Genomic DNA, 26527 nt, shown 5'->3' on the forward strand with positions numbered 1-26527 from the left:
AATGCATTTAATATTATGCTCCATTGTTAAATATCAATCTATTTTAAGAAGTAGTACGGCATGATAGATCCTGAAACAAGTTCAGGATGACGCATAATTAAAATATAATCTACAATCCAATACTAACCATCGCCTTAATCACCCCATTCTTTGGATCTAACCAACTTTCAAATTCGTCTTTTACTTCTTCAAATTTAACCTGATGGGTAATGTAATTCGTAGGATTTACTAAACCAGCTTTCATCGATTTGATTACATGCTCAAAATCTTCAATAGTGGCATTTCTGCTACTCATTAAGGTCGATTCTCTCTTATGAAACTCAGGATGATTAAAAATTAAATCTCCTTTTTGAAGTCCGATTAAAACAAATCTTGCTCCATGTGCCATATAGTTGATGGCGTTATTGATGGCCTTTTGATTACCTGTAGCATCAATTACTACCGTTGGCATATCGCCATTGGTAATATCGCTGAGTTGTTGTACTACATCAGGCTGAATTGCATTAACTACATGTGCTACCTTTAGTTTATCTTTACAGAAAGCCAAACGATCTTCATTAATATCTAAAGCGATAACCCTGGCTCCGGCAATTCTTGCGAATTCCATTGTACCTAAACCAATTGGCCCTGCCCCAATAACAAGCACAAATTCTCCAGGCTGAACATCTGCCCTACGCACACCATGTGCACCTATGGCTAAAGGTTCAACTAAAGCGAGCTCATCATAACTCAAGCCCTCGCCATGTAAAAGTGTTCTGGATGGCACCTGTAAATATTCGCGCATCCCACCATCAACATGTACACCACAAACCTGCATTTTAACGCAGCAATTAGGTTTGTTCATTCTACATGCAATGCATTCGCCACAATTAAAATATGGAATAAAAGTAACAGCCTCTCCTATTTTGAAACTATCGGCTCCGTCGGCTTCAAGCAATTCACCAGATAATTCGTGACCTAAAACTCTTGGGTAATTAAAGAAAGGTTGGGTACCTTCAAAGGCGTGTAAATCGGTTCCACAAATGCCGATTCTTTTAATTTTTATAATGGCATGGTCTTTTTTAAGCTCAGGTTTTGCTGTTTCTGAATATTCGAAAGTTCCAGGTGTTGTACAGGTAAGGGTTTTCATTGTAATTTAATGATTGAATAAGAAAAATCGTCATCTCGACTGAAGCGCAGTGGAATGGAGAGATCTGCTTAGATAGATTTCTCGGCTGCGTTGCACTCCGCTCGAAATGACGTTGTCAGTGATTACGCGTTTGCCAAAGCCCTGTCTAAATGAACATAACCGCCATCAACATGGATAATCTGCCCAGTGGTATGACTTGATTTGTTAGACATTAAAAAAGCCGTCATATTTGCAATTTCTTCAGCTGTTGTCATTCTGTTTTCCAATGGAATTTTGGTCGTAATCTCTTTTAATTTTTCTTCGGCATTATCTAAAGTTTCAATCCAGGTTTCGTAAGCGGGTGTCCAACATTCGGCAACAACAACTGCATTCACACGGATTCCATATTTCAGTAACTCTACGGCCCATTCTCGTGTTAAGGCATTTCTTCCTCCATTTGCAGCCGCATAAGCTGAAGTATTTCCTTGTCCGGTTTCTGCAGTTTTAGAGGTAATGTTTACAATTGCACCTTTACTTTTAATTAATTCTGGCAAAGCATGGTGCGCCATCAAATAATAATGCACCACATTTTTATGTAATGAAGCCATAAAGTCTTTATAATTTCCACTTTCTAAACCTACACCATCATTAACGCCTGCGTTATTCACTAAACCATCAATTCTGCCGAATTGACCTACAATGTTTTTCACAACGGTTTCGCAATCGTCGGGGTTGGATAGTTCGGCCACAAACTGAGCGGCTTTTCCGCCATTTGCAGTTATAGCATCAACAACTTTCTGATTGTCTTCTGCTTTTCTACCTACGATTACTGCAATTGCATTTTCTTTGGCAAATACTTCTGCAATACTACGACCAATACCCTTTGCAGCACCAGTGATGATAATAACTTTTTCTTTTAATTGTAAATCCATATTTCTTTTAGTTAGTGTAGTGTGTAGTCACCCTGAACTTGTTTCAGGGTCTAATTGTTAACATCCTGAAACAAGTTCAGGATGACGCTACCTCTTAGTTAATCATTATTTTAATATCTGCCTTTCTTGATTCCGGCAATACTTTCAAATCTATTAATTTTCCATTCTTTAAAGTCCCTTTCAACAGTGGTTTGGTATGGTGCATAAAGCTTGAAATGAACATCCCAATCTTTTGGCCATGCTGGAAACAAATATATTTTCTTTTCATCAACCTGCATCAGCATTTCTTGTAAGCCAATCATACCCGATCCACCCCAGTTGTGGTCTGGTGTCCAATCGAAACCTGGCCCCCAAAATGCAGGAAACCTCCTGCCTGAATCTTTTAACTTCGCCGTGGTAAGCTCTGCAGCCTCATTGGTTAAACCGAGCCTTGCAGCGAAAATATTGTCCTGTTTCCATCCGATATGGCTTCTGAATTTCAACACGTCGGTATCATATTTAAAAGTATTAATTGCCGTATCTAAACCAGGTTCACCTATGCCATAAATTCCCCACGGATATACAGGATACAACTGCGAACTCTCTTGATTGTTAATCCGTTCCCAAACCTTTGCGGGTGAAATGGTCGTATGGTTATCAAATTGCCTAAAACTTATTGCAGGAATGGTTTTTAGCATCGCTGCCCATTCGGCTTTCTTCGTTTCTGACAAAGAAGGCAGCGCAATCAATCTTTCCAGAACTGTTTTTAAAGCCGCAATTGTAGAGGTTGAATTGTAAGTCATTTTATAGGTTTCTGCTCCAGAACCTGGATATAAAACCAAATGTCCTTCGGCATCCAAAGCTTTTGCGCCTCGTTGTTTGGCTAAATAAGTATAATGTTCTTTAAAAAAAGTAAGCGAGCTTTCAATCAAAGGAAGATACTCTTCAATGTTTTTGCCCTCATATCTTTCAGTTTCTAAAATCATCATACAGAACTCCAGTACCGTATCCCACTCGTATTCCAGCCATGCATTATATTCCATGCCTTTGTTAAAATCTAACGGACGTTTCCATCCATACTCAGCAGGATTTGGCAGTCCGAAGTTCTCTAATTGCTCAGTAAAACTCGCGCCTGTATGTCCCCACGCCTCTTCCGTTCTAATTTCGGCATTCTTCAATAAGTTCAGATAGAAATCGAACTGAGGTTTCATCAGGTCGAAATCTCCGCTTTTTAACATTGGCCAATATACCAGGCGTTGATTTTGGGCTGTATGCGTTCCTCCTCCCCAGTTTCTAAAATCTGGTGTATATTTTAGCGTGCTATCCGTTAGTTGAGGATCGAAGGTGAAAAGGCCACCATTAAACTTAGTTGGGTATTTGCCAAAAGCATTACAGCCCAACATATACCTGAACAATTGATAGTTTTTGGCAGATTGGTTTGCCGTTTCGTCTTTAGCACTGATGTAAATGAAACTCTTTTTCCAGTATGTATTCCACCATTTTATACTTGCTCTTTGGTCGTTTTTGTTCTTTATAGCATTTAAATCCTTCTGCCACTCGCTAACTGATGTTGTTTTTAAAGTGTTTAAGGTAATAGTGATATGATTTGAAATGGAAGGCGTTTTACTCTTCAAAGTCCAGGCTCTAAATGGTGTATTGAGGTATATCCCGGCATAGTTTCCAGCTGGCACCATATTATGGCCTTGCATGGAGCCTCCGAAAATGAGATTTTTTAAAGGATTAAATAAATCAGCTTTTCTGTCTTCCAATCCTTGCTGTTTTACGGTAACATCGAATACGGTTTCAGCTTTGTTTTGATGGTAGAATTGAAGCGCATTATTTTTAAAGGCTATTTCATCTTTAAATGTTTTAACAATGCCCTGAGGTGCCCATTTGTACGAATTCTGGTTATTTTCTTTGCCTTTGGTTACCCGGTATTCAAAGCGCCAGCTTTCGTAACTGGCCTGGGCAATGATCTTTCGGTTTGATTTTACATCAAGGTGGATGACTGGATGAAATACATCTACCCAGACCTTAATTTGAGCACTTAGGTTCGCATTTTTGCCTGAAATCCGGGCATAACCATCTTTCAAAAGCAGTTCCTGTTTAAAGGTTTTCCCTTCAAATGGATTCGGACTTAAACTCAGTTTTACACGCCCAAGCTTGAGTAAGGTATTATTTTCGTCGAATGTTCCACTACGTGATAAGTAAAGATAAACATCACCTTTTTCTACCCAGAGGTTTAAGCCGATATCGCCACCGCCTACGGGCATTGATTCTGCTGAATGGTTACTTTGTGAGGTCCAAACCACATTGTCTTTTTCTTGGGAAAAAGTATTTGGGCTTATCAACCACAAAGACACTAAAAACGCAAAGAAAAGGTTTAGTTTTTTTAGGTGTATGTTTGTTGACCACCTAACACATTTAAGGATATTTGAGGTATAAGGAGGTTTAAAACGGTAAAATTTTGACCATATCAGACAGATCAGAACATTTAAGTTCTTAGCCAAAATACGCCGTGTCCTTTGTGTCTTTGTGGTAAAAATCATTATTCGATTATTAATTATCCCAGTTATCGGTACGGAAAGAGGAAACAGGCAAACCATCGTTTCCAAATAAATCGCCGATTACAAAATCTTTAAATGCGTAACGAACGGCAACAGGTTCTTTAACTTCGGAGGCCGAAACCGTTATGCTGCTTCCTTTTATGACAGCTTTAGCAGGATAAAATTTCTGATCGGCACCTGCAATTTCGAATAAAGATAGTTCTTTACCAAAAGAAGTTAATCCGTTAGGTACGTTTTGAAACCTGATCACAGCAGTATTCTTTTCTACGGTTAATGATTCGTAATTCGGACTGGCTGCACCAAAGCCTTTAATACCATAGGTTTGAGCCAAAGCCAGGTAAGCCAGTCTCTGTCCGCCTTGTTTCTTATTTGCCGGATGGATTGATTTTTCTTCGCCAATATCCAATAAAACAGCCATTCCGGAATTTGGTATTTTAGTTAAAGATTTACGCTGTGCATCTCTTAAATAGGCTGAATTATATTTTGCACCAACATGATTTGGTGGGAGCTGAGCATAATTGTACGGTGCAATTTGGGCATAATAAAATGGGAAATCACCATTATCCCAGTTTTTTCTCCAGGAAGAAACCATTGCAGGAAACAGATCTTCGTAACGGTCGGGACGCTCGTAATTAGATTCTCCCTGGTACCAGATTGCGCCTTTAATGCCATAACCGATTACCGGATAAAGCATACCATTGTATAGCGTAGTTGGAGTGCGGCTAACTTCTTTTATACTGTCACCTTTTAAAGGAATCTTGATTTCGGGATAAGGTTTTAAATCTTCGGGCGACATCCATGCCTCAATAGTTGAACCACTATAACTATCGTTGATGATCCCGATAGGCACATTTAATATTTCGCTTAACAGTGAACCAAAATAATAAGCTGTAGCACTAAAGTTCGAAACCGTTTCTGGTGCGGCTAATTTCCACAGAGAAGGTTTACTGTTTTCTTGTCTCTCCATTATGGATGATCGCGGAACGGTATACAATCTGATGTTTTGGTTTGATGATTTTAAAATCACCTCATTTGAGCCAATTATGGGTTGGCTTTTAAAACCTTTCATTGGCATCTCCATGTTCGATTGTCCGCCACAAAACCAAACTTCACCAATTAAAATATCTGTTAAAACGAGTTTTTCGCCATCGTTAAGTTCAATTTCATAAGGTCCGCCAGCTGATGGTGTTGCAACTTTAACTTTCCATTTACCAGTCTGATCAGAAATAACCGAATAGTTTTGCTTGTTCCAGGAAGTATTGATTTTTACTTTGGTTGAGGGTTTAGCCCAGCCCCAGATAGCCACACTACTTTGTTGCTGCAGCACCATGTGATCGGTAAAGATGGATGCAGGTTTAACTGTGGCCGATGCAACGAGGCAATATGCGAGGTTTAGGAATATGAAGAGTTTTAGTTTCATTTTTGTTTATAACAATTAAATATCTGATCCAATTAATTGATAGAATCTTGTAAAAGAGTCGTCATCTCGACTGTAGCGTAGCGAAATGGAGAGATCTACTATAGATTTCTCGACTGCGTTGCACTCCGCTCGAAATGACGACCACACATCATCTACTCACCGGCAACCATACCGACATTTCTGAATGTCCTCTGTTTCCCCAGGCAAAATACGGTACCAGTTTTATTTCTATGTCTTCGTTTTTATGGTCTATCGGTCGGTACAACACATTTTTCCAATTGTTCTGTTCGACTATTTTTGCACTACCTACCAAACTCATCATTTCAGCACCATCGATATTGATGGACTTTGCCTCGAACTTAGTTGAGGTAGGCACAAAAGCGTTGAAAATACTTTTTCCAGGCAAATCTGTCGATTCTAAACAATAAACAATTGGTCCGCGTTTTACAGCGATCTGGTTTCTATTTTCTTCTACCAGGGGATTGGCCTCGATCAGTGTGGCATCCATTGGAAGGTTCAATTCGATCACATCTCCTTTTTTCCAAACACGGTTTATTTCGGCGTAAGTTCCCGAAGTATACTTAATATTTTCGCGTTTTCCATTAATTGTAATATTAGCATCCTTTGTCCAGGAAGGAATTCTTAAAAACACCGAATAGGCCTTGTTTCCTGTTTCTTTCATGGTGATTTTTATGTTGCCGTTCCAGGGGTAATTCGTTTCTTCTGATAAAGAAATCCTGGTTCCATCAGTTAATTTAGTACTTAAGTTATTTCCACCGTATAAGTTAAACCATAAACCTTTGTCAGAAACACTATAAGCATAATCGCTTACTTCAGCAATAGTGCGTACCACATTTGGCGGGCAACAGTTTGATAGTGCGATATAGGGTACTCTATCTTTCGACCAGCGCTGTTTGAAAGGCAAATCATTCGATTGTGCCAGTGGATTGGTGTATAAAAAATTCTTACCATCCAGGCTGATTCCTGATAAAACACTGTTATGTAAAGCCAGTTCCATCACATCGGCGTATTTGGCATCACCGGTAATTTGCAGCATGCGCCAGTTCCAAAGTACGTTGCCAATATTCGCACAGGTTTCGTTATGAGCAGTGAAATTGGGCAACTGGTAATCACGACCAAATGCCTGATGAATTTTCTGAACATCAGCGGGATTATAAGAAGTCCCGTCAGGAGAAGTACCATCATAAAGTGAGCCACAGCCACCTGTAATATACATTTTGTGTTGATTTACATCATCCCACATTAAGTTTAAGGTATTTAATAGAGAGTCTTTTCCCGTTTCGGCATAAAGATCGGCCACTCCGGCATAAAGATAATTTGCCCTTACCGCATGCCCCATGGCCTTTGTTTGCTGTAAAAATGGAATCCGATCCTGATTGTCATCTGTTCCATCATCAATTTTACCTTTAATTGCAATTAAATGTTTGGCCAGTTCCAAATAGCGCGGATCTTTTGTCGTGCGGTACATTTCTATCACACCCATATAATGCGATGGACAAATGGCGTTTCGCGCTAGTGTTGGAGAGGCCGATTTATAGAAATTATATAAATAATTGGTTGCTTTTTTAGCAATATTAAGTAAAGTCGTTTTACCTGTAGCTCTATAATGGATGCATCCTGCTGTCATTAAATGACCAATATTGTACGATTCGAAGCTTAACCGATCTTGAAATTGGTTTTTAGAACCGGTTTTCCGTTGCTCAATCATGGCTTTGGTATAAATATATCCGTCTTCACGCTGCGATTTACCAATCACTGCAATAGCTTGATCCATCATAGCGTTCAATTTTGGATTTTTAGTTGAGGCATACAATACTGCAACGGCTTCTAAAGTTTTGTAATAATCGCCATCATGGAAAGATGGCCCCGAATGAGATCCGGTATCCAATCCTGCTGCAATTTTGAAATTTTCAAAAGCGTGACTGATTTTGGGATCGTTGTAAATGGCCCACATATTTGGTACCATGGTTTCTGTAGCCACTTTAAAGCGATCTGCCCAAAAGCCCTTTGTCCAGGTTACATCTGTCATGTTAATGCTGTGCAATTTAGCATAAGGCGAATTTGAAGTGTTAACCAAAGCTTTATCCTGCGCTTTTATACACAACGAAACTGTAGACAAAACAACAAAAAAGGTAATTTTTAACATACTCATATCCTATTTCTCCTCCATTTGAATAACCACCGGCCCTAATAATCCTGCAGGATTTAAAGGTTTACCTTCTAAACGGAAAGGCGCAGTTGTTTTCGTAATTCTTTTATTTTCAGGTAATTTACTGTCACCAATTAAACGGTTGGCCCAGGTATTGGTCACTTCGATTTCTATTTTGTTATCGCCTTTCTTTAATGCTTTACTGATTTCCAGCCGATGTGGGGCAGTCCAAAGTGTACCACAGTTTATACCATTGATCTTTACTTCTGCAATACTGGCGAATTCACCTAAATCAATCCATATTTTATCATTAAGATCTCCGTTGAAGCTGAAGTTTTTCGTATAAATAGCGGTTCCGGAATAGTATTTAACCGAACTATCGGCATTTAATGTCCAATCGGCTAATTCATTAAAAATGACAGGTTTTGATGGACCTGCATAAGCGGTATCGAACTTTGTTTGCCATGATTTGGAAATATCTTGAATGGATTTGAATCTGCTAGAATTTGATCCAACATTGAATTGAGTTAAATCTGTTTTCTCTCTAAAAGTTACGAAAATTGAACCGTTTGCTGGCAATTTTAGATTAAAATAAGTTCTACCATCTTTAAACGACCAACTTTTTAAATCAATATTATTATTTGTGACAACATTATAAATTCGAGGAACTTTACCAATCACCCGAAACGAAAAATTAAATTCCCTTTCCTTATTCTCTTGATTTGTAATAAAATAAATATCGTTATCTATAGTTTTTCTGTGTACAAATGCTACATTTCTAGTTGGTAAAATGTGGGAGCTTAGCAATGGCTGAAATTCGTTGATATCTAAATCCTTTTCCAAACCAAGACTGGTAAAATCATTACCTTCAAACGGAGCTTTGAAAATTTGTCCTAAACCAAGCTTTTTAGCATAAATTGGCTTACCGCCATTTTTGAATGACTCAAAGTTTCCGCCCCAAATTTGTTCTACAACTTTATCAAACTCAATCTTGCTCACTTGCTTTAAGCCATTTTGATACAAAGGTTTATCGGCAACAATTACCTTTGCGCCAGCCTTGATTAATTCCGAGAGTTTTTTAACCGTTGAATAGCTCATATACTGGTAATTAGGGTTCATCTTCATATTGCCCGGTATCACCAAAATTTTATAAGTTGCGCCACTCTCGAAAACTATATTATTATCCTTAATAGTTGCTGTACTTAACACATCGGGATTAAAACTATCGTAAGCATAACCGCGTAAGGAATTTACCCAATTTTCAGGATCGGCCATATTTGCAGAATGGGTAACACCAGCTGGAATTTGCCTTAAAGGTTCACCAACATTTGCGAGACGTTTCTTTTCAGCTTCCACTACATCAGCACCAAAAATACCGGGCAAGGTTTCTACCAGCCTATCTGGTAAAACAGAACGGCGTGGTAATTCTTCGCCAGTAAAAACGGCAATATCTACAACAGGTTTTCCTTGCCGTAATAGATTTTGCGTTCTTTCTGCATAATCTATCCATGCTTTTCCTGCTTTCCACCAGGTTTGGTCGCGCTGAAAATATAGGCCAACGCCATCTAAGGTCATTCCCGGTTTCCGGTCTGTCCAGGGATTATGTGTAAAAACGTGATACACCAATTTATTGATTCCTAAGGCATAATTACGATCCTGTAAAGTCTTCATATTTGCCGGGCTTTCGTTCCAGTCCATACGAACGGTGGTAAATGCCTCCGCCTGGATGATGTTTTTACCATAAATATGCGCTCCTGATATAGCATCCAACATATCGTTTGGTTTATCATGTGTAGGGCTGTTTAACCAAAATTCGCCCATTGGTATGTCAACCATTTTATAATGCATTAAACCGTCGCTCATCATGGTTGGTGCCACGCTTTCAGCAGTAAAGGTTACCCCTTTCTTTTTGGCTAATTGCGCCAGCGTTTTATAAAACTGATCGACAACCAATTCTGAGATGGTTTTTCTGACATCATAAAGGAAGTTTTCTGATACAGCTGCACTTTCTACCGGTAATCCGGTCATGATAGGCAGATAAGGTGTTAAATCGTAGCCTCTGCGCTTTAAAAATTCGACTTTAAATAAAGGAGACCAATTCTGACTTCCGCACTCCCAGCTATCTACATGGAAAACACTTAAAACTTTTTGAGCGATTTCTGGTCCACCGTGCTTTAAAGCTTCTCCGTACCAGCTTTCGAATTGTAATTTGACCGCTTCAGGATTAAACTTGTCGCATTCCAAACCCATTCCGCCGCCACCAGTTGCATTGGTATGGCCTGTTGAAGTATGGCCAATTCTTAAGATTGTGAAGTTTCCCTTTGGCACTTTCCAGTTTAAAGTTCCATCGGGATTTAATTTATCGGTTAAGTTTATGATCTTATTTAGTGGAACACATGCATTTTTGGCAATTTGCGCTTCGGTACTTCTTTTACTTACGCGCCAAACTGAACCGTTTTTACCTTCGAACTGATTGATCTTCGCTTCTGATGATAACTCCAGACTAACCAGTTTTAGTGATGGCTTCCATTTGGCTGCATCCAGATCTTCTGCACCAGGTTCTGAACCTTTTTTGTCGTAAATGAACCTAAAAAACTTAGCTGTGGTTGGGTTGATGGAATGCGTTACATCTTCATCGGTATCTTGCCAGCCATGACGGGGCGCTTCCAGCCTACCTATGGATCGGAAATATTTACCGTCATTACTTACCTCTATCGCTAAACGTTGGGCTTGATAATTGTTTCCGCTGATTTTAATGCTTATCGTTCTGCAGGTGAAAGGATTTTCAAATTCGTATTGAATATAACATGGTTCATTTGAACCGAAGTTTTTTTTATTCCCCGGTTGCACTAAACCGGTAGCATCAGCACCATTGCTTGTCGTAATTTTTGGGATAATCGTTCTGGTAGAAATGTTATTGCCAACTTGGGAAGGATACGCATAAACTGCAATATCTTTATAATAACTTTCTTTTGATTCAGGTTGAGGTAAAGTGATTTTAGTATTTGAATTACTGATGTTTATCTTCGACCATACCACCTTTTGCATAGAAAGTTCTGGGGTAATCCACGGGCCACCAGCCAGTGCGAAACCGTCGCTCACATGCATACCTAATTTAAGGTCTAACCGCTTCGCTTCATTCATGGCAAATTCAACCATTTTCCACCATTCGGGTGTAAGCTGAACTGCCGGCGGATTATAAGCTGGCGTTTTATCCGGGCCTTGAATGCTCATTAAGTAAGCTCCGCCAATACCATTTGATTTCATTGCCTCAAGATCAGCCGTTATGCCTTCTTTGGAAACTGCCCCCTTTACCCAATACCAAAATACCCAAGGTTTTGCATTCTCGTTCTGTTGTGCACCAGCAATTGACGCGAAGCAAAAGCACGACAACAGAATGAATATTACAATCTTGCTAAACCTAAATTTCATTTTTTTATTTTCTTGTAAATACCAAAGGTGGCTTTCAACCTGCGAAACAATCTTTATTCGAGAATAGATTGCCACGTCGTTCCTCCTCGCAATGACGGACTTATATTTATTTGTGTGAGATTTTATAACCTTTTAAGCCAAAATAGAGAATAACCAGAAAACATACCAGCGGAATACTGTAACCGATCTGAATATTATCTCCATACATATCGATTAAACTTCCCATTCCAAACGGTAAAATTGCACCGCCTACAATCGACATGATTAACCATGATGAGCCTGGCTTGGTATCATCGCCTATCCCCTCTATTCCTAACGCGAAAATGGTTGGGAACATAATCGACATAAAAAAGCCTATTGCACCCAGCGCATAAACTACATAAGAACCTTTGCCTAAAATGGCCACCAAACACAATAAAATGGAGATTATAGCATAAATGGTGAGCAATTTATTTGATGATATAAATTGCAAAAGCGCTGTTCCTGCAAAACGGCCTGCGGTAAATAGAAATCCATAAACTACCAAATATGATGCAGCGGTTTTTTCATCAAAACCTCCGCCCTGTTGCGCCATTCTAATGAAGAAACTGGTTACGCAAACCTGTGCACCAACATAGAAAAACTGAGCAACAACCGCCCATTTTAAATGTTTGTGCCGTAGTGCGCCAAAAAAACTCCCTTTAGCTTCGCCATCTATACTTTTTGTTTTAATTTCTGGAAGGTGGATAAAGTAAAATACAGCAGCTATTACCAATAAAATAATCCCTAAGGTGATGTATGGTGTTTTAACTGAGGCGGCCTCTTCCAAGAAATAACTGTTTCTACCTGCATCCGTCATGGCTGCCAATTCTTCTTTAGTGTGTGATTTACCTGAAAGAATAAACAGTCCACCGATCATTGGTGCAACCATTGCTGCCAGTCCGTTGAAAGATGCAGCAAGATTTAATCTGCTTGTTGCTTTTGCAGGGTCTCCCAATACTGCAGCATAAGGATTTGCAGAAGTTTCGAGCATGGTTAAACCGCAACCAATAATGAAAAGCGCAATTAAAAATGTAATGTACGACAGGTTATTGGCAGCTGGAACAAATAAAAACGCACCGAAAGCAAAAGCCAGCAAACCTGAAATCATAGTAGCTTTATATCCCCATTTTTTCAAAACCATTCCAGCTGGAATAGCCATTAAGAAATAGGCGAAGAAAACCGAGGTATCAATCAAAGTCGATTGCTTATTATTTAAATTACAGGCTTTTTTTAGATGCGGAATCAGAATCGAATCGAGATTATGTGCCATTCCCCAAAGAAAAAACAAGCTGATTACGAGTATGAATGGTAATAAATATTTCTTTCCTGATGACGAATCGCCCTCAGTTATAATTTCTGACTGTGTGTTTATTGGTTCATTAGTCATTGGTTCATTGGTTTGGTTAGTTCATTTATGATTGTAAATAGGTTCATTAATAGGTCATTGGTATATTAGTCATTCGTTCATTGATGTTAATTGGTTGTTTTTAACGTTGTCGCCTAGGGCAGCCCGACCATTGAACTAATGGACCTTTTTCTTCACCACCAAAAGATGGTCGCATACTAATACCACTTCTCCATGCTGGTTAATGATTTCTACGTGCTCGGTTACGGTGCCATATTCTGGTCTTTTGCTCTCTCCTTTTTCTGAAATAGTTATTTCGGAATGAATGGTATCGCCGATGAAAACGGGTTTTACGAAACGCAGTTTATCATATCCTTTACTCATGGCCTCCGGATTAATTTCTGATGCAGTTAAACCGATCCCAATGCTAAAAATCATCGTTCCGTGGGCTATTCTTTGTTTAAACGGTTGTGTTGCACACCATTCTGCATCCATATGGTGCGGAAAGAAATCGCCGGTATGACCTGCATGAACCACAAAATCGGTTTCTGTTATGGTGCGACCTAAGGTTACACGTTTATCCTGTAATTGATAATCTTCAAAAAATGTTGATTTGAAATACATAGTTTTAGTTTCTTGCAAGCGATACAATCGCTTTTCTCGTTCATCCTCGTTATAAACGAGGACGATTTAATTATTATAATTCCGTCATTGCGAGTTTTCGATTTCTCATCGAGCCGAAGCAATCTTTGTCGCAAAACAGATTGCTTCGGTTCGCTCATTTTCCAGCCTCGCAATGACGATTTAATTATTTAATTTTTCTTTAACCTTTACCCCACCAATATCACTCGATTGGTAGGCACTTTCTACAACTGCCATGGTTTGAATTACATCTTCAACACTGGTATGCAAAACATCGGTTGAACCTTCATTATACCGCATTAAATTGGCCATTGTGCCAATAAAAGCTTCCGGAAACCAGGAACCTTCCAGTTTTACTGTTTGCCATTCGGCTTGTTTTCCATTTTCTATAATACAATATTCAAAAACATCAGGTACACCATGAGGGTAATCCATTAACAAGCCAATTTTGGCTACAATTGCACCTTTTGTTCCCTCCCATTTAATATAACTTTCCTGGTGATTGGGACCGAAATCGTGATCATGATTGGTGTTAATTACCGCATGCATGGTATCGCCGTAATCGAATAAAATGGTTGAGCGGGATGATGATAAATTCTTTGCAGGATGTTTTAATGTTTTGGCCAGAACACTTTCCGGATTGCCCAAAAAAGAACGGATTAAATCCACATAGTGAATGCTATGGTACTGGATTTCTAAACGCGGATGAATAATCACATGAGGGAAAATTTCCCAGGGTGTTTTAATCGTTACGCGGACTTCCATATCGTATAATTGGCCAATTAAACATTTATCAATCAGGTATTTTGCCGCACTTACAAATGGTGCAAAGCGCAATTGAAAGTTGATGGCCGCTTTTAAGTTTTTTGTTCTACATAATTCGAGAATTTCCTTTGCCTGTGTAAAATCATCGCCCATTGGTTTTTGAATCAATACAGCACTCCCATCGGGTAACTGTTGTAGTGTTTCAATATACTGTTCAGGCATGATGGTTAAATCGTAAACGGTGTTTGCAGGAGCCAGTTTTACGGCCTCAGCCACCGAATTATAAACGTTTGGAATGCCAAAAGTATCTGCCAGTTTCTGCGCCCTTTCTTTGGTTCGGTTTACAATGCCATGCACTTCAAAACCGGCAATTTTATAGGCAGGCAAGTGTGCGTCGGCCACAATACCACCAGCACCTATAATGATGATGGGTTGTTTGGTTTCTGGTAACTCTGGCTTATATTTTATATCAATACTCATTTGTCAATCTCGTTAATCTGGTTCTGCGCAAGCTGAATCAATTCTTCTGTAGGTCGATCAGTATTTATGGCCTGCAAAACCATCTGATCGATTATTGCCGCAATTGCAGCCCAATTTGTCTTCTGGGGCAACATATTTGCCACCTCATGTAAAACTTCCAGTTTATGGTAATAAGGAATTATTTTGTTGATTTCTTCATCTTTCCAGGTTGAAATCCGGCAACCAATTCCGCCTTCTAAGGTGAGTTGTTTGTCCTGCTCTTTGGCTAAGGCAAAACGAAGAAAATCATACGCGATATCTTTATTTTTACTCCCCTTAGCAATGGTATAAAGCCAGTAAACGTTTAGAGAAGCTGATTTTTCATCAATGGCAGAAGGTAAGGGCTCCACATCGATTTTGCCTTTCACCTTTGAATTTGCATCCACTTCGCACATGGCAGCAAAACCAAACCAATTGATCATCATCGCTGCTTCGCCTTGCGAAAAGGCCATTCCGGCGGCTACAGATTCAAACTCTGCTGATTTAGGATGAACGGCGGTTTTATCATTAACAATTGTACGATAGAAATTAAGGCCATCAATTGCTGCTTGTGTATTGATCTGGATATGGTCATGTTTATCGACTAATGTTCCACCTCTGGTCCACAATTGCAGGCAAAAATCAAAAACGGTATTATGGCCGTCAGGATAACAGGCGAAAATAGTTCCGTAAAGGTTATCTTGAGGGCGAGTGAAGAACCTGGCAATCTGATGAAAATCTTCCCAGGTTCCGGGTACGGCTAAAGCTTTTCCGTATTGCGCTAAATAATTGGCTTTTTCGGTTTCGTTTTCAAACAGATCTTTGCGGTAAATAAAACATTCGGGGCCATCATGAAAAGGCAACCCAACTATTTCCCAACCAAAACGCTGTAAACTTAACAGCGACTTGCTCCATCCCCTCGGAAAATCATCTGGTTTGTTTTTGTTGATAAAAGGATTTAAAACCTCGAAATCCTGGTTGGTATAACCTTCCAAAACACAATCGGTGCTGATATGTGCAATATCAAAGTCGCCATTAGCTAAACCTTTTTTGGTAATCGTACGGTCGTAAAGCTCGTGTAGATCCATTACCACCATTTCCAATTTCAGCTTGCAACCCGAAACCATGCAATATTGCTCCCAAAATTTCTGCATGGCAGATTCAAAGGGTGCAAATTTACGAACGGCTATTCTGAAAGGTTCTATCTGGTTATGCATTTGCAGTTGTATGCTGTGTTATAAATTCTTCAATAATTTTCTCATTATCCTGCCCTAGTTTAGGCGAACCTTTTGATGAGGTAAGCAACTCGCCATCAATACGGATTGGGCATCTGGTGGTTTTATATTTGTAACCATCTATCATTTCCACTTCCTGTATCATGTTCAAAACCTTAAAACCATCGTGCGCCATCAGCGCATTCCAGTTTAAAACATCGGCACACCAAATATCAGCTGGTTCCAGTATGGAAAGCCAGTTTTCAGTGCTTGCAGATAAAAGATGTTCGGCTAAAATCGCCTTAATCTCATCCCGTTTATCAAATGCTTCGCTTACTTCAACATAATCTTCGAGTTTATCGCAAGCAAGCAAATGGCCGAGTTGAGGGATTGAACCCATCGCTAAGGCTAAATATCCGTTTTCTGTTTGATAAATACCATAAGGAGCGCCTAAATATGCGTTTGCATTGTTCTTTTTTGAACGTTCAGGTAAGCTTCCACCATCATTCATAAAGGTGGTAATGGTTTCAAACTGGAAATCGTAGGCCGATTCCATCATGCTTACCTGCACAAAGCCACCCTCGTTTTTTATGGCTTTACGATACAAGCAGGCTAAAAGCCCTTGTGCTAAATGCGCGCCAGCCAACATATCTACAATGGATAAACCCATGGCAACAGGACCGCTATCGGCATTTCCTGTTAATGAAGTGAGGCCAGTAACGGATTGTAAGAGCAGATCCTGACCTGGTTTATTTTTCCACTCAGTAGCGGTTCCATAACCTGAAATTTCTCCATAAATAATGGAAGGATTTAAAGCGGTAACCGATTGATAATCGAAACCTAAACGCTCCATTACGCCCGGACGGAAGTTATGAATCATTACATCTGCTTTTTTCAGCAGTTCGCGAACCATTTCGCAATCCTCTTCACTTTTTAAGTCAACTTCAAAACTCTCCTTATTTCTATTGATGGCATGAAAAACCGACGATTCGCCATTCATAATCAGGTTCGAGGTATAGAGCGTACGGCAGATATCGCCAACACCTAAACGCTCAATTTTGATTACACGGGCACCCATATCGGCCAGGCGCAAACCTGCCGATGGGCCAGAAAGAAACTGGCTGAAATCGATAACTAAAAAATCTTCAAGCGGTTTCATCATTTTGTTTTTTTTATTAAATATTCAGCACCTCGTCGTTGTGAGGTACGAAGCAATCTTTTATCGGGCGTCATTCCCAACAAGAATGATCGTCATCTCGACCGTAGTGGAGAGATCTATTAAGTCTTTCTCAGATAGATTTCTCCATTCCGCTGCGCTCCAGTCGAAATGACGACCATTTTTATTAACTTAATTCAAACTCTTTATTAATATCTGAAGTATCCCCCCCAAGTTTTGGTGCAGCTTTCGATGCAAATAACTTCTCGTTATCCAAACGGATCGGGCTAACAGTTGTCTTGATTGTTTTGCCTCCATCTAAGTTCAATTGCTGCTCTATATCAAGGTTTTTGTAAGTGCTCAAAACTGTTGCCGTTTGATAATTTAAAACTTCAGCACACCAGATTCCGTGATTTTCTAATAGCTCCAGCCAGGTATTAGTGTTTTCCTTTTTAAAAGTTGCAGCCAAACGGACAATCAATTTATCACGATTTTCAAAGGCCGATCCTGCTTCTACATACAAATCAGTAATATCGCAATTTATGATTGCACAGATATTGGGAAGATTGCCCATTGCCATTGCAATATAGCCATCGGCGGTTTCGTACATGCCATAAGGTGCACTTAAGTAGGCGTGTGCACTTCCCTTCGCCCCGCTTCTATCAGGTAATTTTCCACCATCGTTTAGGTAAGTGGTTAATACCTCAAATTGTACATCTAAGATTGATTCCAGTAAGCTTACTTCGACCAAAACACTCTTGTTGGTTTTGGCTCTTTTGATTAAAGCAGCCATTATTCCTTGTGCTAAATGGTTTCCGCACATGATATCAGAAACGGAAAGGCCAAATGGAACAGGTCCGTCTACATCAACGCCTGATAAAAAAGTAAGACCTGAGACGGATTGAACTAATAAGTCCTGACCGGGCTTATTTTTCCAGGGTCCTTCATTTCCATAACCCGTTACCACTCCATAAACGATTTTAGGATTAATATTTTGTACTGTTTCATAATCCAACCCAATTTTTTCCATTACACCCGGACGGAAATTATGCGTCATTACATCAGCCTTGCTAATGAGCTTTTTTAATCTTTTTAAATCTTCAGGATTCTTTAAATCTGCAGCGTAGCTTTCTTTATTGCGGTTTATGGTATGAAAAAGCAAACTATCTTCGTCTACAAAAAGATTTTTAATAGATAGTTGTCTACAAGCGTCGCCTGTTTTTGGCCGCTCAATTTTAATCACACGTGCGCCTAAATCAGCCAGCTTTAAGCCGGCTGATGGTCCTGCCAAAAACTGGCAAAACTCCAAAACCAAAAGTCCTTCTAATGGCCTGTTCATGATAATACCAAGCTTTTAGATTTCTGATATAATACATTCATGGCTGTTAAAACCTGAATTTCATCTCCACCGTTCATTAAATAATCGCGAATAACATCACCTGCATGGTCTTGAAAATACATTGAACCATGGTACCGTGGACGTAGAAATGCCCTTTGTAAAGCAGGTAAGGTATTCAAGAAATAATGCTGACTCTGGCGGTTTACTTCTTCGTTTTTCCAGGCAGCTAAATGCCCTGGCTGGCCACCGCTTTCAAAAAACAAAGTCGATTGGCAAGTTGGTGAACCCACAAATTCTACATATTTAGCAGCAACATCAATTGCTTCACATTTAGCGGAGATTGCTAAACCGGTACCGCCCAAGGTGCTTCTGAGGTTGGTTTTTCCATTTAAACTAATCATATCGTGAAAATGCAAGGTTTTGCGGGCATAACCGTTACGCGAATAGTTTGAATAGCCATAAGCGAATGGACAATAAGCAATTTCATCGGTTAAAGTCATCGCTTCATACACCTGAATGGGATTTCTGTTGAAGTTTGCTTTATCCATCTTTGCAGCCAATTCGCGATACATTTTCAAAACTTTAACCCCTGTTTCTGTTGAAACAACTTCTTCATCATTTTGGCAAGGGTCTTCGCCTAAGGAACAGCAAAGCGTATAAAAATTCATTAAAACGTCAATTGGAATGCCTGCAAAGGCTACTAAACCCTTATCAGCAAGTGCCAATAAATCGTCGAAAGATTTAGGCAGTTGCCATCCTTTTTCAGCAAGCAAATCTGGCCTTGAAGCAGCTACAGGTGTTGCAGCATCTATAGGCAAAGCCCATAAATGGTCATCATAGAAGTAACTCTCGTAAGATTGGCCGACAGAATTTTCTTCCTGATCTTTTAAATATTCATCAGAAAGGTAAACATCCAAAGGCACAATAGATTTTGTTTTAGCGGCAAAACCTGCCCAGGGATGGTCGATAACCAGCAAGTCGAAACGTTCTGCCAATTCCTGGATCGAAAAATCGGCAAATTGCTGCAAACTTCTTTTTTCCCAGGTGATGTGAACATTTGGATGCAATTCAGAGAACCGCTGTGCCGTTGCCACCATAGGTAAAAGACCACGACTGTGGTTCCAGGTTATTCCTTTTAAATTAATCGTCTTCTGCACTTTATTTCCTCTTATTTATCTATTAGTGTCTCCACCGACCAGTTTTTATTTTGTTTTTTCTCTAATGGTTGGTGTCTCACCAACCATGTTGTTTAAATTTTATTTCGGTTGTTGAGACACCAACTGATAGATTCAATATTATTGTGTTTCGTGAGGACACGAACCAAGGCTACTTTTCTCATTATTTTCCAGTATTAATTATGATCGATGAAGAAACCAAACCTGCTGATGTTGCTGTTAATTTAATTGTTCCTGTTTTTTCTGTTGATTGCAGTATGGCTAAACATAACCCATGAAATGCTTTACGGTAATCGGCTTTGAAAGGCTCCAGGCTTGCCTGAAACCCATTATCAACACCAGCAATAAAACCAACACCATCTACCTTAAAATCGACTAAATTATCAGCGTTCGGCACTACATTTCCTGCAGCATCTAAAATGCGGACGGTAACAAAAGATAAATCCTTGCCATCAGCTTTAATGTTCTTTCTATCAGCTATTAGTTCGATTTTCACCGGATCTCCCGCGGTTTTCACTTCACGTATTAAAACTTCCCTTCCGTTTTTACGGGATACAGCTTTTAAAGTGCCTGGTTCGAAGTTCACGTTCCATAATACATGCAGCTCATCGCCTTGTTTTGATTTTTTGCCTAAGGATTTTCCATTCAGATAAAGTTCTACTTCATCAGCATTGTTGTAATAAGCCCAAACTTCGACCGATTTTCCCTGTTTCCAGTTCCAATGTGGCAAAATGTGTAATACGGGTTTATTGGTCCACTCGCTCTGATACATATAATACGAATCTTTCGGAAAACCTGCTAAATCGACAATTCCGAAATAAGAACTTCTGGCTGGCCAGGGATATGGTAACGGTTCGCCCAGATAATCGAAACCTGTCCAAACGAATAAGCCTGATACATGATCGTATTTTTTAGCGGCTGCCCAGGTTTCTTCGTGCGTAGAACCCCAATATGCCGAAACATTATCGTAAGCTGATGCCGACCACTCGCTATTGCCTTCGGTAAACTTTGTTTTTCCGTCTCTTGGCCAACGGCGGATGGTATCGGCAGTATCGTAAAAACCCCTGGTTTCTAAAGCTGAGGTAGTTTCTGTTGCTAAAAATTTAACGCCCGGATAATTTTTAGGGAAATCTTTATAAAGTTTATGGTTATAATTAAGGCCATAAATATCTAACGCATTGGCCTGGTAAATAAAGTTTTTTTCAGCTTTTGTTTCGGTCAGTGCTGAAATCACCGGACGTGTCTTGTCTAAATTTTTAACAATGCCAACCAGCTCTTTTGTAATCGCAATGCCAGTACTATCAAACTGCTCACGAATTTCGTTACCAATACTCCAAAGTATAATGGATGGATGGTTGCGATCGCGCTTAATCATTTCCTCCAAATCACTTCGGTGCCATTCTGGGAAATTTAGATGATAATCATTTTTGGTTTTCTTTTTTACCCACATATCAAAAGCCTCATCCATTACCAGGAAGCCCATTTTGTCGCATAAATCTAAAAACTCAGGGGCTGGTGGATTATGAGCGGTACGGATGGCATTCACCCCCATTGCTTTCATGATTTCCAATTGGCGTTCCATGGCACGCACATTTACTGCAGCACCCAAGGCACCAAGATCGTGGTGCAAGCAAACGCCTAATATTTTCATCGGTTTCCCGTTTAAGGAAAAGCCTTTTTGTGCGTCGAAGTTAAAGTCGCGAATTCCAAATGGTGTAGTATAACGGTCGATAATTTTCCCATCAGCTTGCACAATCTCTGTAACCAGCTTGTACATCACCGGTTGATTAACTGACCATAACTTCGGGTTTGCAATAGACAAACCATTTGTGACTAACTTCAGCGTATTTTGATCAACTGCCATTGGCCATTGTTTTTGCTGAAGTTTAGCTCCTTTATCATCGAAAATGGTGGTTAGTATTTTATATTTCCCCTTTGTGTTGAATTTATTTTCGAGTTCGATATCAACACCAATTAATGCAGCACTTTCACCAGGAGATAAATTCCTGTTTTCAAAGCTTTGACCTCTGTCGCCACTAGTTACAGTAGTTTTCACGTAAACACCATTGCGTTTTACTGAAACGGCAGCAGCTGATGTTAACCATACATTTCTATAAATTCCTGAGCCGGAGTACCAACGCGAATCTGGTTGAGCGGAGTTATCTACTTTAACCGCAATACTATTTTTTCCAGCTTTTAAATATTTGCTAATCTCATAAGAAAAAGAGCTGTAGCCATAAGGTCTTTTGCCCAGATACTGACCATTGATCCAAACTTCGCTGTTTTTATATACGCCATCAAATTCGATGCTGATGATTCTGTTTTTGAAATTAGCAGGCGCTGTAAATTCCTTTCTGTACCAGCCTATACCAGTAGGTAAACCTCCGCCTTCTGGTTTTGCAGGGTTTTTCTCATCAAATTTACCTTCTATACTCCAATCGTGCGGTAAGGTGAGTTTTCGCCATTTAAGATCATTGTATGTTGGAGATTTAGCGTCTGGTTCATCACCTAGGAAGAATTTCCAGTTTTTGTTAAAGCTAATTCTGGTACGGGGTTCAGCGCTTGGCTTCTTTACTGCCGCCGTCATTTCGACCGTAGTGGAGAAATCTTTGTCGTAATTGCTGCAACTAAGTTCAAAGATTTCTCCATTTCTCTTCGCTTCAGTCGAAATGACGCCCAAAGACATCGCCATCAAAAGCGTCAAACCAAAAATTCTATATTTAAATTGGGGCTTCTTCATTCTAATTCCCGCTTACAAAACTTAACTTGCTCTTACTTAAATCTTTCGAAGTCGCTACGGCAATGCCGCGTTGGTCTTGCTTGTTAACAGCACAGTAAAAATGGTATACGGTGCCTTTATACTTCAAAACGAAAGATTTATGTGCATACAATTCATCATATTTTTCTGATGATTCGATTAGGTTATCGCCTGTCCAGTCGGTCCAGTTTACAAGGTCTTTCGAGGCAGCAAAGCGATTAAATGAACCCTTTCTATCCTGCCAAAAGGCACCAAAGTAAAACATTACCCAGATTTTGTTAATCTTCTGGATTACAGCATCTCCGGTAATACCAACCGGATGATGAACTACAGGATTTTTATTGAAACGCTGCCAATGAATCATGTCGTCAGAAACCGCCATACCAATTCGTTCGTACCAACGTGTTTTTTTATTGTTCGCCAAAGAATCGCCAACTGCATTATAGTACATCACAAATGCATGACCAGTAAGCTTTTGTTTATCTTCAATTACGGTACTTTTAAAAAGTTTGTTGCGGTTTTCCCACCAACGTACATCTACATCATCCGAAGTTAAGACAGGTTTATCTAGCCTATTCCATTCTTGAACCATTGATGGATCTTTCGTGGTGTAAGCCATGCCGATTGATAAAGGCTCCACTTCATAACCTTTTTCCTTACCTCCAAAATACGACATCCAATATTTGCCATCGAACTGATTTATGCCATAACTCCCACCCCATTTGGTATCTAGCAATGCATTGTAACCTGCTTTTTGGTTATCATCCCAGTGGCCTGCATCGCCAAATGACATCAGTTTGCCCTGGTTTTCCCAATGCAATAAATCTTTACTTTTAGCCAACCAGGTTTCGTAACCACGACCGCTAAAAATCAGATAAGTCATATACCAATCTTTACCCTTTTTAAAGATCGTCGGGCAATCCATTTTATGCTCTTTATCTACTGGCACCATTACCAAACCATATTTATAAGGTGTTTTAACTTCCTGATAAATCTTTTCCATGGTTTCTATTGAAACAGGATTAACAGTTTGCGCATTTAATTTTAATGCACTTACAAAAAGAAAAAGTATGAGGATTATCTTTTTCATTTGTACGTTAAATTAAATTTATAATAACCTGATCCGATAGCTATCTTGGTTTTGTCATTTTCTGTTCCTGCGTTCTCAACTGTCGAATTGTTTTCTTCTGAGATGATATAATTCGGCAAAACAGGGAAATAAACCGTAGCTTTTGTATTTACCGGAATGTTAACTTCTAAAGTGAAATTTTTTGCCGTTTTTGCCCATTTGGTAGAAATTTCCCCGTAAGGAGAATTGTAACTCACATCAGCTGATGTGATATCGCCAACTACTTCCGGCTCGATTTTAATGTGCTTAAAGGCAACAGAATTTTCTTCCTGACGAATACCACCTAAGCCACTGTACAGCCATTCCATTAAGTGCCCCAGCATAAAATGATTGTTAGATACCGTTGGTAAGGCCGCCCACGATTCGGTTAAAGCTGTTGCTCCTTTGGTTAACTGCATGCCATAACCAGGTACATCAGAACGGCTGTTCATGTCAAAAATCACATCCGATTTTCCAGCGTCTTCTAAAACACGTAAAACATAACGGTAGCCAATATCGCCTGCCGTTAAACTGTTTTTACGATCTCTGATGTCTTTAACTAAGTTCTCAATTACTGCATTTTTATCTTTTTCTTTAACCAAACCCATGTATACGGCCATTGCATTTGCGGCTTGCGAACCCGTAGCGTATTGCTTGGTTTTAACATCAAAAAATTTATTATTGAAAGCATCTCTGACTTCTGCGGCAATTTTGGCATAGGCCAGGGCATCTGCTTTTTTACCTAAAAGCGTGGCCATTTTTTCCAGGATAATTAAATCGTAGTAATAAATTGCAGTTCCGGTAACACCCATTGGGGTTAATTGAGAAACACCTGGCGGGTTCGGGCCTAAATCGTACCAGTCGCCTAAGCCCTGCGACAAGATGTGGCCATTAGCCTTAGTGGCAAGATAATTAACGTACCGCTGCATCATCGGGTAATAATCAAGCATCGCCTGTTTATCGCCATACCATTGATATAAATACCATGGCATCAAAATCCCGCTGCTTCCCCACTCTGGCGAATCGCGGAACATATCACCACCCCATTCAAACTTTACATATTCTGGTGAAATTTCAGGAATCAAGCCGCTAGCCAATTGCGAGTTTTTCATGTCTTGCAATGCTTTTTTAAACAAAGGTGCAGCATGGTAATTATAGCGTACAGAACTCCCCATTAAATGCAATTCTTCCAGCCAGCCCAATTTTTCGCGGTGCGGACAATCGGTAAAAACACTTACCATATTGCTTTTAATCGCCCAATCAATCAAACTGAAAGTTTTATTAAACAACTCGTTTGAAGAAGAGAATTTACCCACCTGCTGAGCTGCATTCCTGATGTGTAAGGATTTTAAACCTTCTATTATGGCTTTGCCTGATGTGTTTTCTTTACCAATCGGAACTCCTCCTTTAACCTGGAGATACCTAAATCCGGTATAAAAGAATTTCGGTCGCCAGGTTTCTAAACCTTCGCCTTTTAATACATACATAAAATAAGACGGACCTCCAATGTTTTTTTGTGTTACCGAACCTTCGGCTTTTAACAGTTCTGCTGGTGTAATGCGAATAGTATCGCCTTTTTTCCCCCGGACTTTTAATTCGATAATGGCAGAAGCGTTCTGGCCCATATCGTAAACCCATTCATTATTGGCTACCGAAGTAATATTTTGTGGCGAGAAATTTTCAAAAATCTTTATCGGTTCTTCTTTCTGTGCATTCAGTTTTGGTCCATCAACCCATAAAGCAGATTTCCATTTCGAATCGCTAAAACCGGCTAAATTCCAACCTTTTTGTTCAAGATTGGCATTATAATCTTCACCACCGTAAATGCTGGAAAAAGTAATGGGTGATGGTGCCGTTTTCCAACTTTGGTTACTAACAATATTTGCTGAAGTACCATCGCTGTATTCAATTAGTATTCTGCAGATCATTTTCGGATAACCATAGGCCACTTTAAGTTTTCGATAGCGTTCTTTAACCGGTGGAACATAATAAAAACCGTTGCCGAGCATCACACCGATTGCATTTTCACCTTTTTTAAGCTGCCTGGTTAAATCGTAGGTGATATATAAGGCTTCTTTATCGTATTTGGTCCAGCCGGGCGCCAGAAAATTGTCACCAACCTTCGATCCGTTTAAACTCATTTCGAAATGCCCTAAACCAGAAATAAAAACCGTAGCTTTTTTAATTGACTTTGTTACCGTAAAGCCCTTGCGAAACATAGGCAAGGTATTATTGCTATTGTATTTGTCTTTTTTACCGTCAGTTGGCAAGCTGTTTATATTAGAATCGGCCAGTTTTTCGTAGGCAATCCATTTTGCGCCTTTCCAATCATCCTTATTCAGCAATCCCATTTGCCAATAGGCTGCACTGCTCCAGGCAGACTGATTTCCTAAATTATCCCAAACACGGATTTTCCAATAGTAAGTTTTGGTTGATGATAACTCCATTCCTTTATAAGGTACCTGAATGGATTGGCTTGAATTCACTTTTTTAGTATCCCATACTTCCCCAATGTTTTTATCAATATTGCTCCGACTCCCCGAAACCAAAATCTGGTAGGCGCTTTGCATCACATTGTGTTTTGATGATTGCAGTTTCCAACTTAAACCCGGCGATTGTACATCAATTCCAATTGGATTGTTCCGGTATTCACAATCTAATTGAGCAACCTTAATATCTTGCGCAAAAAGCGGAATGCTTAACAGGTAAAGCCAGGAAAAGATTACGAGTTTACTCATCAATTAATCTACACCATTTCGGCGTTTGCTTAGGTTTATAAATGGTTATCAGTGATATAATTCCTTCAGAAATAAATTCTCGATTCTTTAGAATTAAGCTTTATAAATTTATTAACTTTAGAATGCTATCGCTAATTCAAATATAAATGTTTTTTTTAAA

16 protein-coding genes are annotated in these 26527 nt (G+C 39.5%); all 16 read right to left on the reverse strand.

The annotated features are described in order from the left end of the window. Positions 1-109: 109 nt before the first annotated feature. A complete protein-coding gene (locus tag QF042_RS14035) occupies positions 110-1129 on the reverse strand; it encodes a zinc-binding alcohol dehydrogenase family protein (RefSeq protein ID WP_307529387.1) in 1020 nt (339 codons plus the stop codon). 122 nt (positions 1130-1251) lie between these two features. Then, a complete protein-coding gene (locus QF042_RS14040; RefSeq protein ID WP_307529388.1) occupies positions 1252-2040 on the reverse strand; it encodes an SDR family oxidoreductase in 789 nt (262 codons plus the stop codon). A 110-nt stretch (positions 2041-2150) separates the two neighbouring features. Next, entirely contained in the window at positions 2151-4292 is a 2142-nt protein-coding gene (locus tag QF042_RS14045; protein WP_307529390.1) for a DUF5703 domain-containing protein, read from the reverse strand. A gap of 286 nt (positions 4293-4578) precedes the next feature. Then, positions 4579-6006, reverse strand: coding sequence for a sialate O-acetylesterase (locus QF042_RS14050; RefSeq protein WP_307529392.1), 1428 nt, complete (start codon positions 6004-6006; stop codon positions 4579-4581). A gap of 148 nt (positions 6007-6154) precedes the next feature. Next, positions 6155-8179, reverse strand: coding sequence for a glycoside hydrolase family 127 protein (locus QF042_RS14055; RefSeq protein ID WP_307529394.1), 2025 nt, complete (start codon positions 8177-8179; stop codon positions 6155-6157). A 3-nt stretch (positions 8180-8182) separates the two neighbouring features. Next, positions 8183-11608, reverse strand: coding sequence for a glycosyl hydrolase (locus QF042_RS14060; RefSeq protein WP_307529397.1), 3426 nt, complete (start codon positions 11606-11608; stop codon positions 8183-8185). A 106-nt stretch (positions 11609-11714) separates the two neighbouring features. Beyond that, entirely contained in the window at positions 11715-13016 is a 1302-nt protein-coding gene (gene fucP / locus QF042_RS14065) for an L-fucose:H+ symporter permease (protein ID WP_307529400.1), read from the reverse strand. A 135-nt stretch (positions 13017-13151) separates the two neighbouring features. Next, positions 13152-13598, reverse strand: a complete 447-nt coding sequence (locus QF042_RS14070; RefSeq protein ID WP_307529402.1) for a MaoC/PaaZ C-terminal domain-containing protein — start codon at positions 13596-13598, stop codon at positions 13152-13154. A 180-nt stretch (positions 13599-13778) separates the two neighbouring features. Beyond that, complete coding sequence (locus tag QF042_RS14075) at positions 13779-14861, reverse strand: Gfo/Idh/MocA family protein (protein ID WP_307529404.1); 1083 nt, start codon at positions 14859-14861, stop codon at positions 13779-13781. After that, positions 14858-16096, reverse strand: coding sequence for an extracellular solute-binding protein (locus tag QF042_RS14080; protein ID WP_307529406.1), 1239 nt, complete (start codon positions 16094-16096; stop codon positions 14858-14860). Before QF042_RS14080 ends, QF042_RS14075 begins: the two co-directional genes overlap by 4 nt. After that, positions 16089-17252 (reverse strand): CaiB/BaiF CoA-transferase family protein, encoded by a 1164-nt coding sequence (locus QF042_RS14085; RefSeq protein ID WP_307533294.1) that lies wholly within the window; start codon positions 17250-17252, stop codon positions 16089-16091. Before QF042_RS14085 ends, QF042_RS14080 begins: the two co-directional genes overlap by 8 nt. A 184-nt stretch (positions 17253-17436) precedes the next feature. After that, positions 17437-18588 (reverse strand): CaiB/BaiF CoA-transferase family protein, encoded by a 1152-nt coding sequence (locus QF042_RS14090; RefSeq protein ID WP_307529407.1) that lies wholly within the window; start codon positions 18586-18588, stop codon positions 17437-17439. Further along, complete coding sequence (locus QF042_RS14095; protein WP_307529408.1) at positions 18585-19745, reverse strand: ABC transporter substrate-binding protein; 1161 nt, start codon at positions 19743-19745, stop codon at positions 18585-18587. Before QF042_RS14095 ends, QF042_RS14090 begins: the two co-directional genes overlap by 4 nt. Before the next feature lie 181 nt (positions 19746-19926). Next, entirely contained in the window at positions 19927-22503 is a 2577-nt protein-coding gene (locus QF042_RS14100; RefSeq protein WP_307529411.1) for a glycoside hydrolase family 2 TIM barrel-domain containing protein, read from the reverse strand. A 1-nt stretch (position 22504) separates the two neighbouring features. After that, entirely contained in the window at positions 22505-23611 is a 1107-nt protein-coding gene (locus QF042_RS14105) for a glycosylase (RefSeq protein WP_307529413.1), read from the reverse strand. Next, positions 23608-26367 (reverse strand): family 78 glycoside hydrolase catalytic domain, encoded by a 2760-nt coding sequence (locus QF042_RS14110; protein ID WP_307529415.1) that lies wholly within the window; start codon positions 26365-26367, stop codon positions 23608-23610. The genes QF042_RS14105 and QF042_RS14110 overlap by 4 nt, the downstream gene beginning before the upstream one ends. Between the last annotated feature and the right edge of the window lie 160 nt (positions 26368-26527).

The organism is Pedobacter sp. W3I1, from assembly GCF_030816015.1.
Taxonomy (GTDB): Bacteria; Bacteroidota; Bacteroidia; order Sphingobacteriales; family Sphingobacteriaceae; genus Pedobacter.